The sequence below is a fragment of the Oryzobacter faecalis genome (assembly GCF_046764005.1).
In the GTDB taxonomy this organism is placed as follows: Bacteria; Actinomycetota; Actinomycetes; order Actinomycetales; family Dermatophilaceae; genus Oryzobacter; species Oryzobacter faecalis.
The window spans coordinates 113,495-126,773 of the sequence record NZ_JBKOFW010000005.1; the positions used below are offsets into that span (position 1 = coordinate 113,495).

Consider the following 13,279-nt stretch of genomic DNA (forward strand, 5'->3'; position numbering starts at 1 on the left):
CCGCCCGGGACCCCCTCGAGAGGAGCCCACCGTGCCCGTCGTCTCGATGAAGGAGACGCTGGACCGTGCGCTCGCCGACCGGTACGGCGTGCCCGCGTTCAACATCGTCAACGACCTGACCATCGAGGCGGTCCTGGCCGCAGCGGTGGAGGAGCAGTCCCCCGTCATCCTCCAGACCTCGGTCAAGACCGTGCGGATGTACGGTCGCGACCAGCTGTTCTCGATCTTCGAGGCACTGGTCCGCGACGTGCCTGTTCCCGTGACCCTCCACCTCGACCACTGCCCCTACCGCGAGGTGATCAGCGACTGTCTCGAGGGTGGCTGGAACTCGGTGCTGTTCGACGCCCACGAGCTCGACGTCGCCGAGAACCTGCGCCAGACGACCGAGGTCGTGGCGCAGGCCCGCGCGCACGGGGCCCACGTCGAGGGCGAGATCGAGGGCATCCAGGGTGTCGAGGACGGCATCGGCTCCGACGACGCCTCCGTCCAGCAGTCTCTCGAGGTGGCGGTCGACTTCATCACGCGCACGGGGGTCGACTGCTTCGCCCCGGCCATCGGGAACGCCCACGGCCAGTACAAGGCGGCCCCGGTCCTGGACGCGCAGCGGGTCAGCGACCTCGTGGACGCCACCGGCGTGCCGATGGCCCTGCACGGCGGCACCGGCCTGTCGGCCGACCAGTTCAAGGACCTCATCGCCCGGGGGTGCGCCAAGGTCAACATCTCGACCGCCCTGAAGGAGGTCTACATGAAGTCCTCCCTGCAGTTCCTCCAGGAGGCCTCCGCCGAGGACAAGTGGGACCCGCCGTCGCTGTTCCGCCACCAGCGGGAGGCCGTCGTCGGCATGGCCCGTGAGCACATGCAGATCTTCGGCAGCTCGGGGCGTGCGTGATGCCGGCCCTCGTGTTCGACTGCGACGGGGTGCTCGCCGACACCGAGCGTTACGGCCACCTGCCGGCCTTCAACGCCACGTTCGAGAAGTTCGGCCTCCCGGTCCGATGGGACGAGGACGAGTACGCGAAGCGGCTGCGGATCGGTGGGGGAAAGGAGCGGATGGCGAGCCTGTTCTCGGACCCGGGGTTCGCCGAGCAGGCGGGCATCCCCGACGACGAGGACGCCCGCACGCAGCTCCTTGCGACCTGGCACCGGACCAAGACGGCGGCTTTCAAGGACATGGTCGCCGCCGGAGACCTACCGCCGCGGCCGGGCGTCAGCCGTGTCATCACCGAGGCGCTCGACGCCGGGTGGACCGTGGCCGTCGCCTCGACGTCGGCGCTGGAGTCGGTGCGGGCAGTGCTCGTCAACGCCGTCGGGGAACCGGCCGCTGCCGCGATCCCGATCTTCGCCGGCGACGTCGTCCCCGCGAAGAAGCCCGACCCGGCGATCTACCTGCTCGCGGTGGAGGAGCTCGGTCTCGACCCCGCCGACACCCTCGTCGTCGAGGACTCGCGCAACGGGCTGCGGGCCGCGGTCGGCGCGGGTCTCCCGTGCCTGGTCACGGTCAACGGCTACACGCGCGAGGAGGACTTCTCGGAGGCCGTCGCCGTCGTCTCCGAGCTCGGCGACCCCGGGCGCCCGCCCGTCGAGGTGCTCGCCGACCGCGCCGGCATCGGCATCGAGGGCCTCGTGACTCTCGACGACCTGAGCCGGTGCATCGAGGCGGCTCGTGGTCTGAAGGGGGCCGCCAGCCAGGGACCGCGGGACTGACGATGGCGGACGAGCTCTGGGTCGGGACCAGCTGGAAGATGACCAAGACGATCACGCAGGGCCGCGCGTGGGCGCGTGAGGTCGCAGCGGTCCCCGTCCCGGACGGTGTCACGGCCTTCGTCCTCCCGCCGCACACCGCGCTCGCCGCGGTCCGCGGCTGCGTACCACCGGGACACCGCCTCCTCGTCGGGGCCCAGGACGCCCACTGGTCGGCGGAGAACGAGTGGACCGGTGAGGTCTCGGTGCAGCAGGTGGCCGATGCCGGCGCCGACCTCGTGGAGGTCGGACACAGCGAGCGCCGCCTCGGCCTCGGTGAGGACGAGGACGTCGTGGCGCGCAAGGTTCGCGCGGTGGTCGACTTCGGACTGGTCCCACTTCTGTGCGTCGGCGAGCCCGCGGCCGTCCGGCAGGCCGGAGCCCACGTGGACCATGTGGCGGCGCAGGTCACCTCGGCCCTGGCGCTGCTCGAGCGCGAGGAGGTCTACGACGTCCTCGTCGCCTACGAGCCCGTGTGGGCGATCGGCCCGAAGGGCGCGCCCGCTGAGCCTGAGGACGTCGCCCCCGTGATCGCGGCCATCAGGGAAGCCGTCGGACGCTCGGCGGAGGGCGCGAGCGCCCTCGGCGTCCTCTATGGGGGGAGCGTGACACGCGACAACGCCACGGCGATGGTCTCGGGGGCCGGGGTCGACGGGCTCTTCGTGGGGCGAGCCGGCTGGACCGCTCGGTCCTTCCTGGACATCGTCTCCATGGTCGGCCGACACGCCGGCGATCGGTGAGCCCGTCGAGGGCGGATCCGCCCGATGCGCCGGCGGCACGACCTCGACAACGGTTCGGTCGTGCCGCCGGTCTCGGTTCACTCCGTGTGGTGGACCGGGGCGAGCCGGTGGACGGGGGTCTTGATCCCCTCGAAGCGGGCCTTGAGCTGGAGAGCGAGGTACAGGGAGTAGTGCCGGGACTGGTGGAGGTTCCCGCCGTGCATCCACAGGTTGTCGACGGCGGTCGGCTTCCACATGTTCCGCAGCTCGCCCTCCCACGGCCCCGGATCCTTGGTCGTGCCCGATCCGAGACCCCAGCACTTGCCGAGGCGGGCGGCCGTCTCGGGGTCGACGAGATCGGCGACCCAGCCGTTCATCGAGCTGTAGCCGGTCGCGAAGACCACGACGTCGGCCGGCAGCTCGACGCCGTCGTCGAGGACGACGGCGTCCTCGGTGAGGCGGGTCACCTGGCCGTGGACGAGCCGGACGTCACCGCTCGCGACGAGGTCGGCGGCGCCCACGTCGATGTAGTAGCCCGAGCCGCGCCGCAGGTACTTCATGAAGAGGCCGGAGTCGTCGTCGCCCCAGTCGAGCCAGAACCCGGCCCTCTCGAGCCGGTCGTAGAAGTCCTTGTCGACCTGCGCCATCTTCTCGTAGATCGGGATCTGGAACTCGTGGAGGATCCGGTAGGGGAGGGAGGCGAAGACGAGGTCGGCCTTCTCGGTGGTGACGCCGGCCGCGAGCGCTCGCTCGGAGTACAGGTCGCCGAGCCCGTACTCCATGAGGCTCTCGCTCCGCACGATGTGCGTCGAGCTGCGCTGCACCATCGTGACGTCGGCGTCGTTCTCCCACAGGGCACCACAGATGTCGAACGCGCTGTTGTTGCTCCCGATGACGACGGCGCGCTTGCCTCGGTAAGCGTCCGGCCCGGGGTGGTCCGAGCTGTGGTGGACGTCGCCGCGGAACACGTCGAGCCCCTCCACCTCGGGGACGCGCGCCTTGCCGGACATGCCCGTCGCGAACACGAGGTGCGTCGGCCGGAGCACGACCGCCTCCCCATCCTTGTCGACCTCGACGGTCCACTCACCCGTCTCCTCCGACCATGTCGCCCTCGTCGCCTCGGCGTTGGACCAGTACGGCACCTCCATGACCGAGACGTACGACTCGAGCCAGTCGCCGATCTTGTCCTTGGGCGCGAACACGGGCCAGGTGTCCGGGAACTTGAGATAGGGCAGGTGGTCGTACCACACCGGGTCGTGCAGGCAGAGCGACTTGTAGCGGCGCCGCCACTGGTCACCCGGGCGCGGGTGCTTGTCGATGACGAGGCTCGGCACCCCGAGCTGGCGCAGTCGCGCCCCCAGCGCGATGCCCCCTTGTCCACCGCCGATGACGAGGACGTAGGGCTGGGTCGTGCGGCCCAGGCTGACGGACTCGGACCGGCGCCGCTCCATCCAGGTCGAGCGGTTCTTGCTGGACCCGTGCTCGGCCCCCTTCGGCCGACGGGTGCCGCGCGGCTCCTCGTGGCCCTTGAGCTCGTGCAGGGTCGTGAGGAAGGTCCAGGCCCGGTCCCGCCCGTCGACCTCGATCAGGCGGAGCACCCCGGTGCCTCGACCGACCGCGGTCTCGAAGGTGAACCACGCCGTGACGACTCCGCCGTCCTCCGTCGGTGGCTCAGTCAGGGTCAGCCCGGCGGGCGCCGTGGACGCCAGGGTCGCCGCCAGCAGGTCGCGGACCCCGTCGGGGTCCTCGACGGTCAGCAGGTTCCACGAGAAGGCGATCACGTCCCGCCAGAAGCTCGTCGGTGCGAACATCGCGCTGGCCCGGTCGATGTCGTGGGCGGTCAGGGCCTCCTCGAAGTCGGCGAGCCACGCCTCGGCACGGGCATGCGCCGGGGCGTCCAGGGTTGCGGTGCGCGGCTCGGTATCGGTCATCCGTTGCTCCTTCACGATGCGGCCCGGTCCCCGTCGACCGATGCCCACGCACCAGCACAGCGTGGTGCCCACGGTCAGGAAAGGGTTGCAGGCCGTTGCATCGACGTCGGCTCGGCGCGACGCCCTTCGGCGCGGTGGGGCCACGCGGCGGTCCCCCCCTCGTCCTCGTCCGGCCCGGTCGGACGGAGCCGCCCGTGAGACGGCGCGCGAACGGGCCCGGGGCTCTCGTTGACCCGGGGTGCGGCACCGAGACGCTGCGGCGGGTCCACGCCGCCTTCATGGAGGGAACGGCCTCGGCGTCCGGACCCCGGCCCCTGGTCGCACGCTCGTGGAGCAGGGCCCTGGCCTCTGGGTTGGACCCGTCCCGTCCGGGACCACGACTCGTGGAGTCCCAGGCGGACCTGGAACGACGTCGACGGGCATCGGCTCTCTCGCTCGTGGTCGAGGACATCCGAGCGGTGCTGACCCCCGTCGCCGACGCATCACGGTTCATCGTCGTCGTCACGGATGCGGACGGCGTCGTCCTCTGGCGCGAGGGCGCTCCGGCGGTCCTGCGCGAGGCCGACGCGATCGGGTTCGCGGAGGGTGCGACCTGGACCGAGGAGCGTGTCGGCACCAACGCGATCGGGACCGCGCTCGCGGAGCAGGCCCCGGTGCAGCTGTTCACGGCGGAACACTTCGAGGAGGTCCAGCATCCTTGGTACTGCACCGCGTCTCCGGTGCACGACCCCCGCACCGGAGCCCTGCTCGGCGTCGTCGACGTCAGCGGCCCCGCCGGGGCGTTCCATCCGGCGATCGTGGCCCTCGTCGCCACGGCGACGACGCTCGCGGAGGCCGCTTTGCGCAGGCGGCACGAGAAGTCGCTGCTCGCTCTGCGCCGGTCGGCCGAGCACCTCGTGGCCACGGCGTCGGGCCCGCTGCTCGTGGTCGACGACGACGGCTGGGTTGCTCACCAGGCGGGCATCCTCGTCCGGGAGCGCCTTGCCTCCCCGCGGACCGACCGGCCGCTATCGGTGCCCGGCCTCGGGCTGTGCCTCCCCGAAAGGCTCGACGGCGGGTGGCTCGTCCGTCCCCGTGGGCGGGCGGTCGAGCTGACTGCCCGCCTGCGCGACATGGGCCACGAGGTCGTGCTCGAGGTGTCCGGGGCGGCCGACACGACCCACTGGCGCGTCGCCCTGACGCCTCGGCACGCCGCGATCCTTCGGCTGCTCGCGACGGCGGGCCGAGACGGCTTGTCCGCGGCGCAGCTGAGCCAGTTGCTGTTCGGCGACACAGAGCACCAGGTGACGGTCCGGGCCGAGGTGAGCCGGCTGCGGCGGGTCGTCGGCGCACTCGTCGCGACGGCCCCCTACCGGGTCGCCGAGGGCGTCCGCATGCGCTGTGACGAGTGAGGGTCCATGGGCGCTCCCTCGGTCCGCCCGAGCGCACCGGCCTCACGCACGGCCGCCACGGGCGGGCTCCTCCGCCAGCACCTCCTCGGCACGACCCAGCGCAACCAAGCACCCGACGCCCACCGGGGCCCCGCACCCTCGAAGACCAGGGCTGACGCCACCTGTCGTGGTGTCAGCCTTCCGGCACGTCTCGAGACAGCTGTCAGGTGGCAGAGCCGCGCACCGTGCCGGCTCCTTCGTCGCGGCCGCGGTGCGCTCCCGGCTCCTGTCCCCCGACGAACGAGAGGGCCGTTCACTCCGACTTCGTCGGATGAACGACCCTCTCGTCGAGTCGGGGTGACAGGATTTGAACCTGCGACCTCGTCGTCCCGAACGACGCGCGCTACCAAGCTGCGCCACACCCCGTGGCATGTCGCCGAGGCCCCGGGGCCGCAGCGACACCCGAGGATAGCCGACCACCCCCGGCGCCCCGAAATCGGTTCGCAGCCCCGCCCGCCGGTGGCGCCGGGGCCGCCGATCAACCGGCGTCAGGGGTCGCGGGGGAGCAGGGTGAGCAGGGTCGCCTCGGGCCGACAGGCGAACCGCACGGGCGCGTACGGCGAGGTCCCGAGCCCGGCGGAGACGTGCAGGTACGCGGCGTCCTCCGGGGCCTGCGACGACGGCGCGGCTCGTCCCGCGCGGCCGGCCGTGCCGGCGCCGGGCCACCACCGCGAGACACCCTTGGCCCGGCGGGTGTCGAGGTCGCTGTTCGTCACGAGCGCGCCCCAGAGGGGCACGGCGAGCTGGCCGCCGTGGGTGTGCCCGGCGAGGACGAGCCCGGCGCCGTCGGCGACCATGGCGTCGAGCACCCGCTGGTACGGGGCGTGGACGAGGCCCATCGTCAGGGCGACGTCGGTGGCGGCCGGGCCGGCGACGCGGTCGTAGCGGTCGTAGCGGACGTGCGGGTCGTCGACGCCGACCAGCTCGACCCGGTGCCCGCCCATCTCCACGGTCGTTCGGGCGTTGTCGAGGTCGTGCCACCCGCCGTCGCGCAGCCCGGCGACGAGGTCGTCGACGGGCAGCTCGATCCGCTCGGGGGGCGCGGCCGCGTGCCGCTTGGTGAGGTAGCGGGCGGGGTTCTTGGGCACCGGTCCGAAGTAGTCGTTCGAGCCGAGGACGAAGGCCCCGGGGAACTCCAGCAGCGGCTCCATCGCCCGCAGCAGCGGAGGCACGGCCCGCAGGTGGGCGAGGTTGTCACCGGAGTTGACGACGAAGTCGGGCCGCAGGGCGGCGAGGTCGCGGACCCACTGGATCTTCCTGGCCTGCCCCGGCGTCAGGTGCAGGTCGGACACCTGGAGGACGCGCACGGGCGCCGAGCCCGGCGGCAGGACGGGCACCGCGAACCGCCGCAGCGTGAACCACGTGCGCTCGACGAACGCGGCGTACGCGACCCCGGCCACGCCGGCACCGACGATGCCGCCGGCGGAGCGCAGCACGGTGCGGGCCACGGGATGCATCCGCCCATCATCACAAACGAGGAGGTCGAGGACCCAACTCGGGCTCACCGGGACGGGTGGGAGGATGGGCGTCATGACCGACACGACGCTCAAGGCGCGGCTCCAGCACGACCTCCACGACGCGATGCGCCAGCGCGACAAGGTCCGCTCGGGCACGCTGCGGATGGTCCTCACCTCCGTGACGAACGCCGAGGTCGCCGGTGACGAGGCCCGCGAGCTGGACGACGACGAGGTCCTCAAGGTCGTCGCGAAGGAGGCCAAGAAGCGCAAGGAGGCGTCGACCGCCTACCGCGACGCCAACCGCCCGGAGCTCGCCGACGCCGAGGACGCCGAGCTCGCGGTCCTCGAGGGCTACCTGCCGGCGCAGCTGGGCGAGGACGAGCTGCGCGCCATCGTCGTGCGTGCCGTCGAGCAGACAGGCGCCACGGGGATGCCGCAGATGGGCCTGGTCATGAAGGCCGCCCAGGCCGAGGTGGCCGGACGTGCCGACGGCGGCCGGGTGGCCGCCGTCGTCAGGGAGGTGCTCGCCGGGCGTTGAGCGCGCCCGGAGGGCGTCAGCCGTCGCCCCCGCCACCTCCGCCGCCGCGACCGGGTTTCGGCTTGGGCTGCTCCGGTGGCGCCTGTGCCTGAGCCTGGCCCGTGGAGATGTAGAGGCCGATGCTCGTGCCGGGCAGGGCCGAGCCGGCGGGGTCGGTGTACGCGACGGTGCCGATCTGCGCGCTGCTGCTGACCCGGCCCGCGACGTAGGAGTCGAAGCCGGCCTCCTTGAGGATGCGTTGCGCGTTCTCGATGCCGCGGCCGATGACGTTCGGGAACGACTCGTACTTGCCGTTGCGGATGTCGCTGCTCGGCGCCTTGAACTGCTTGACCGGCATCCCCTTCGACACCGCCTTCATGATCTTCGACCACACGGGGGCGGCGACGGTGGAGCCGTAGACCCGTGGGACACAGCCGTACTCGCCGAAGCACTTCCCGGCGAGCGTGTAGAGCTTGCCGCTCTTGCTCGCCGGCTTGAGGTTCCCGACCCAGACCGTCGTCGACAGCTGCGGGGTGAAGCCGGCGAACCAGATCTGGTTGTGCTTCTCGGTCGTTCCCGTCTTGCCGGCCGCCGGGCGGGCGTTGCTGTCCCAGAGGCGGCGGACCGTGCCCTCGCGGACGACGCTCTGGAGGAGGTCGTTGACCCCCGCGGCGACATCGGCCGAGATGACCTGCTTGCACTGCGGGCCCGGGACCTTGATCTCCTTCTTGTCGGGAGTCGTGATCGACGTGATCGGCATCGGCTCGCAGTACTTGCCGTTGGCGGCGAGCGTCGCGTACGCGTTGGCGACGCTCATCGGCGTCGACTCACCGGCGCCGAGGGCGATGCCGGCGATCGTGTCGGAGATCGCCTTGCCGTCCGCCCGGTGCAGGCCCATCTTCACCTGGGTGTCGCGCACCGAGCAGGCGCCGAGCTTGACGTTGAGCGCCGCGAAGAACGGGTTGACCGACTTGATGACGCCCTCGCGCAGCGACATCGGCCCGCCGCTGACCGGGACGTCGTTGCGGACCTTCCACGGCTCGACGGTGCCGCACTCGTCCTTCATCTGCGACGGAAGGAAGGTCGCTGGCCGCTCCGGGCTCGTCGACGGGATGGTGATCGTCGAGTTCAGCGGCATCCCGCGCTCGAGCGCCTCGACGAGCGCGAACGTCTTCGCCGTCGAGCCGATCTGGTAGCCGTTGGGGCCACCGCCGTACTTCTGGTCGACGTTGAGGTTGGTCTGGTACTTCGAGAAGTCGGTGGCCTGGGCCATCGCGAGGATCTTGCCGGTGCCGGGCTCGATGATCGTCACGGCGCCGGCGAGGTTCTGCTTGTTGTTGACGGGAACCGCCTTGACGAGCTCCTTCTGGGCCGTCTTCTGGTAGCCGTTCTTCAGGGTCGTCCGGATCGTCAGGCCGCCCTGGTTGATCGCCTTCATCCGGTCGGCGGGGGTCTTGCCGAGGACGGCCATCTGTGGCGACTTCTGGAGGTACTCCATGACGAAGGAGCAGAAGTACGGCTGCGCGGAGCGGTGGCACACGCCCTTGGGGGGCTTGCGGTTGATCATCTTCGTGACGTCGACCTTCTTGGCCGCCGCGACGTCCTTGGCGGATGCCATCCCCAGAGCCTGCATCCGGTCGAGGACGAGGTTGCGCCGCCGCTGCGAGTCCTTGGGGTTCAGCACCGGGTTGTAGGCGGTGGGCTGCTGGACGATCCCCGCCAGCAGGGCCGACTGCCCGAGGTCGAGCTTGGCCGCGGTGACGCCGAAGTAGTTCAGGGCCGCCGCCTCGACGCCGTACGCCTGGTCGCCGTAGTAGACGAGGTTGAGGTAGCCCTCGAGGATCTGCTCCTTGGTGAAGTTCTCCTCGACGTTGAGCGCGTACTTGAGCTCCTGGAGCTTGCGGGCGTAGTTCTTGTCGACCGCGGCGCGCGCGGCCTCCTTGTCGCCCCGCCGCAGCGCCGTCTCCTGGATGGTGACCTTGACGAACTGCTGGGTCAGCGTCGAGGCGCCCTGCACCTCTCCGCCGGGGTTCTGCAGGTTCGAGATCATGGCCCGGCTGAAGCCGCGCACGTCGAGCCCGCCGTGCTCGTAGAACCGCGCGTCCTCGATGGCGATCTGCGCGTTCTGCATGTTCTTGCTGATCTTCTTCAGCGGGACGATGATCCGGTTCTCGTCGTACGGGTTGGCGATGAGCTTCCCGTCGGCGTCGAGGATCCGCGACTGCTGGGCGAGCGGTGACACCGTGAACTCGCTCGGCAGGTCGTTGAAGAACGCGACGCCACCCTTCGCGACCTGGCCCGACGCGCCGACGGCGGGGATGGCGAGCCCGGCCATGAGCAGGCCGGCCACCGTGCTGAGCACGACGAAGCCGAGGAGCAGCCTGAGCACGGCTGAGACGTTGTGGGCGCGTCCGTCCATGCGGATCAGGGTAACCCGCCGACCTGCGCGGCCCCGGCCGCCGAACCGCGCCGCTGCGCGGCGGTCGCCCCTCCGCGTCCGGTGGGCCCGGCGACCCCGCGCGGCCTCGACGGATCCGGTGGCCGGGTTCGTTGCGGGATCAACCGTTCGGCCAGGGGTTCCACCGTTCGGCCAACGGCGTCGGACGGTTCGACCGATGGTCGCCCCGCGTGCGCAATCCGTACCGTCGTTGCAGGTCGCCACCTCGGTGGTGGTGACGGACAACCAGCAGTCGCAGGGAACCCGGAGAAGAGGTGGACATGAGCATCGCTCCCGCAGCAGCCCCCACGGACCAGTGGATCAGTGACTGGGCGCCGTTCGGACGTTGCGCCGGCACCGACCCGGACGCCCTGTTCGTCCAGGGCAAGGCCCAGCGCGCCGCGAAGGCCGTCTGCAAGGGCTGCCCCGTCGTCGCCGAGTGCCTCGCCGACGCCCTCGACAACCGCACCGAGTTCGGGGTGTGGGGTGGGATGACCGAGCGCGAGCGCCGCGCCCTCCTCCGCCGCCGCCCGGACGTCCGCTCCTGGACCGAGCTCCTCACCCAGGCCAAGGTCGGCATGACCCACGGGGCCATCGCCTAGACCGCACAGACACCCGGAGGGGCCGACCAACCCCTGCAGCCCCGCGTGGCATCCCCCTGCAGTCGCGCGTGGCACGGCCGGCCTCTCCGGGCCTTCACCACCCGGGCCCGACACGTCACCGACGTGTCGGGCCCGTCCGTGTGCCCGGGGACGTCCCGGCCGTGCTGATGCCGTGTCCCGAGATCGACGTCCTGGTCGATCTCGGGACGGGCGGGACGGGGCGGGACTTCCGTCAGCCGGTGCCGAGGGCCGCCCCGACCTCCCGCAGACCGTCGAGGTCGTGGATGTCGGTCGCGCTCGCGGGGACCGTGGCGACCGGGACCCCGGGGTGCCCGGCGACGAAGCGCGACACGTGGGCCTGGTGCCGCGTGGCGACGTCGGCGAGGTCGGCGTGCAGGCGCAGCAGGGCCGGGGTGAGCCCGGCGAGGTCGTCGTCGGCGGTGGCGGCGTCCTCGAGCTGCTCGGCGGCCGCGGCCGCGCGTCCTCCGGAGAGGGCGGGGGCGGCGAGAGCCTGCATCCGGTTGACGACGACGCCGGCGAGCGGCATGCCCTCGCCGGCGAGGCGGTCGACGAAGTAGGCGGCCTCGCGCAGCGCGTCACGCTCGGGGGAGGCGACCACGACGAAGGCGGTGACGTCCTCCTTGAGCAGGGCGTACGTGACGTCGGCGCGCTCGCGGAACCCGCCGAACATCGTGTCGAGCGCGGCGACGAAGGTCTGGACGTCGGTGAGGAAGGCGCCGCCGAGCACCTTGGTCAGCGCCGCCGCGGTCACCGTGGCCCCCACGCTGAAGACCTTGAGGTAGGCGCGCCCGCCGGCCCGCGCCGGTGCGGTGAGGAGGCGGATGAAGCGGCCGTCGAGGAAGGAGCCGAGGCGCTTCGGGGCGTCGAGGAAGTCCAGGGCCGAGCGCGAGGGCGGGGTGTCGACGACGACGAGGTCCCACGTGCCCTCGCGCTCGGCCTCGGCGCGCAGCTGGCCCAGCTTCTCCATCGCCATGTACTCCTGCGTCCCGGCGAACGAGCTCGAGACCGCCTGGTAGAAGGGGTTGGCGAGGATCTGCGCGGCCTTGTCGGGGGTGGAGTGCGCCTCGACGACCTCGTCGAAGGTCCGCTTCATGTCGAGCATCATCGCGTCGAGCGAGCCGCCGTCGCGGCCCACGCCCTCGACGGGCCGGGGGGTGTTGTCGAGCTCGGTGAGGCCCAGGCTCTGGGCCAGCCGGCGGGCGGGGTCGATGGTGAGGACGACGACCCGGCGACCGGCCTCCGCCGCCCGCACGCCGAGCGCGGCGGCCGTGGTCGTCTTGCCGACGCCCCCCGACCCGCAGCACACGATGATCCCGGTGCCGCGGTCGGCGAGGAGCGTGTCGACGTCGAGCGTCACCGGGGTCGGGGAGGAGGCGCGCGGCATCAGTGCACCCCCTGCTCGGCGAGCACGTCGGCGAGGACGGCGATGCCGCCCTCCTCGATGCCGGCGGCGAGGGCCGGGAGGGTGACCACGGAGAGGCCGAGGGCGGCGACGTCGTCCTCGAGGGAGTGCTCGAGGGCGACCCGCTCGGCGTGGTCGTGGGCCTGCTCGAGGAGCCCGGTGACGGTGCGCCCGCTCGCTCGCAGGCCGGCCGTGGCGAGGTCGTCGCGGACGCGCGCCTCGACGCGGCCGGGGTCGGCGGCGGCGAGGTCGAGGAGGCCCTCGTCGACGAGCGGCTCGCGCACCTGGTTGACGACGACGGCGCCGAGCCCGAACCCCTCGGCGGACAGCTCGGCGACGGCGTCGGCGGTCTCCTGCACCGGCATCTCCTCGAGCAGGGTGACGACGTGGACGACGGTCTGCCGGTCCTTGAGCATCCGGGTGATCGACTCGGCCTGGCTGTGGATGGGCCCGATCCGGGCGAGGTCGGCGACCTGGACGTTGACGTCGAGGAAGCGGGTGATCCGCCCCGTGGGCGGGGCGTCGAGGACGACGGCGTCCCACACCCTGCGCCCCTGCCCGCGCTTCGGTCCGGTCGTGCGCCCCACGGCCTCGTAGACCTTGCCGGTGAGGAGGACGTCCCGCACGCCCGGTGCGATGGTCGTGGCGAAGTCGACGACGCCCATCCGCTCCAGCGCCCCGCCGGCGCGGCCGAGCTTGTAGAAGGTCTGGAGGTACTCGAGCAGGGCCGCCTTCGCCTCGACCGACAGGCCCCACAGCTCACCGCCGCCGGCGTGCGTGACGAGGCGGGCCTCCTCGGTGCCGAGCGGGGGGACGTCGAACGCCTGGCTGATGCCCTGCCGGCCCTCGACCTCGACGAGGAGGACCTTGCGGCCCGTGCGGCTCAGCGCGAGGGCGAGGGCGGCCGCGACGGTGGTCTTCCCGACACCGCCCTTGCCGGTGACGACGTGCAGGCGCACGCCGTCGAGGACCCGGGGGAGCGGGGGGTTCGCCACGCCATCAGCCTAGGTGGGCCGCCCGGCC

At 72.1% G+C, this 13,279-nt stretch carries 11 protein-coding genes and 1 tRNA gene; 6 read left to right on the forward strand and 6 right to left on the reverse strand.

Annotated elements, in window-relative coordinates; translation table 11 throughout:
• Positions 1 to 31 precede the first annotated feature (31 nt).
• Genes ACK8HX_RS11210 through ACK8HX_RS11220 form a run of 3 tightly spaced genes read left to right on the forward strand, consistent with a single transcriptional unit; the run spans position 32 to position 2,480 of the window.
• Entirely contained in the window at positions 32 to 889 is an 858-nt protein-coding gene (locus ACK8HX_RS11210) for a class II fructose-bisphosphate aldolase (RefSeq protein WP_411940783.1), read from the forward strand.
• Complete coding sequence (locus ACK8HX_RS11215; RefSeq protein ID WP_411940784.1) at positions 889 to 1,704, forward strand: HAD-IA family hydrolase; 816 nt, start codon at positions 889 to 891, stop codon at positions 1,702 to 1,704. Before ACK8HX_RS11210 ends, ACK8HX_RS11215 begins: the two co-directional genes overlap by 1 nt.
• A 2-nt stretch (positions 1,705 to 1,706) precedes the next feature.
• Complete coding sequence (locus tag ACK8HX_RS11220; protein ID WP_411940785.1) at positions 1,707 to 2,480, forward strand: triose-phosphate isomerase family protein; 774 nt, start codon at positions 1,707 to 1,709, stop codon at positions 2,478 to 2,480.
• Between the two features lie 77 nt (positions 2,481 to 2,557).
• On the opposite strand, the gene ACK8HX_RS11225 is transcribed toward ACK8HX_RS11220, so the two are convergent.
• Positions 2,558 to 4,390: an NAD(P)-binding domain-containing protein gene (locus tag ACK8HX_RS11225; protein ID WP_411940786.1), complete on the reverse strand. Its 1,833-nt coding sequence runs from the start codon at positions 4,388 to 4,390 to the stop codon at positions 2,558 to 2,560.
• Positions 4,391 to 4,848: 458 nt separating this feature from the next.
• Between ACK8HX_RS11225 and ACK8HX_RS11230 the strand changes: the two genes are divergently transcribed.
• Positions 4,849 to 5,781 (forward strand): GAF domain-containing protein, encoded by a 933-nt coding sequence (locus ACK8HX_RS11230; RefSeq protein ID WP_411940787.1) that lies wholly within the window; start codon positions 4,849 to 4,851, stop codon positions 5,779 to 5,781.
• Positions 5,782 to 6,112: 331 nt separating this feature from the next.
• On the opposite strand, the gene ACK8HX_RS11235 is transcribed toward ACK8HX_RS11230, so the two are convergent.
• Both ACK8HX_RS11235 and ACK8HX_RS11240 read right to left on the reverse strand, forming a co-directional pair.
• Positions 6,113 to 6,186 (reverse strand) — tRNA-Pro (locus ACK8HX_RS11235).
• A gap of 122 nt (positions 6,187 to 6,308) precedes the next feature.
• Positions 6,309 to 7,277, reverse strand: a complete 969-nt coding sequence (locus tag ACK8HX_RS11240; protein WP_411940788.1) for a metallophosphoesterase — start codon at positions 7,275 to 7,277, stop codon at positions 6,309 to 6,311.
• A gap of 73 nt (positions 7,278 to 7,350) precedes the next feature.
• Here ACK8HX_RS11240 and ACK8HX_RS11245 point away from each other — a divergent pair, with 73 nt between their 5' ends.
• Complete coding sequence (locus ACK8HX_RS11245) at positions 7,351 to 7,815, forward strand: GatB/YqeY domain-containing protein (protein ID WP_411940789.1); 465 nt, start codon at positions 7,351 to 7,353, stop codon at positions 7,813 to 7,815.
• A 16-nt stretch (positions 7,816 to 7,831) separates the two neighbouring features.
• Here the strand turns inward: ACK8HX_RS11245 and ACK8HX_RS11250 are convergent, their stop codons facing one another.
• On the reverse strand, positions 7,832 to 10,213 hold the full coding sequence (locus tag ACK8HX_RS11250; RefSeq protein ID WP_411940790.1) for a transglycosylase domain-containing protein: 2,382 nt from the start codon (positions 10,211 to 10,213) through the stop codon (positions 7,832 to 7,834).
• 299 nt (positions 10,214 to 10,512) lie between these two features.
• Between ACK8HX_RS11250 and ACK8HX_RS11255 the strand changes: the two genes are divergently transcribed.
• Entirely contained in the window at positions 10,513 to 10,833 is a 321-nt protein-coding gene (locus tag ACK8HX_RS11255) for a WhiB family transcriptional regulator (RefSeq protein WP_411940791.1), read from the forward strand.
• Between the two features lie 232 nt (positions 10,834 to 11,065).
• On the opposite strand, the gene ACK8HX_RS11260 is transcribed toward ACK8HX_RS11255, so the two are convergent.
• Both ACK8HX_RS11260 and ACK8HX_RS11265 read right to left on the reverse strand, forming a co-directional pair.
• The gene (locus tag ACK8HX_RS11260; protein ID WP_411940792.1) at positions 11,066 to 12,238 is read right to left on the reverse strand and encodes an ArsA family ATPase; all 1,173 of its coding nucleotides are present in this window, start codon (positions 12,236 to 12,238) and stop codon (positions 11,066 to 11,068) included.
• Positions 12,238 to 13,251: an ArsA-related P-loop ATPase gene (locus ACK8HX_RS11265; protein ID WP_411940793.1), complete on the reverse strand. Its 1,014-nt coding sequence runs from the start codon at positions 13,249 to 13,251 to the stop codon at positions 12,238 to 12,240. Before ACK8HX_RS11265 ends, ACK8HX_RS11260 begins: the two co-directional genes overlap by 1 nt.
• Between the last annotated feature and the right edge of the window lie 28 nt (positions 13,252 to 13,279).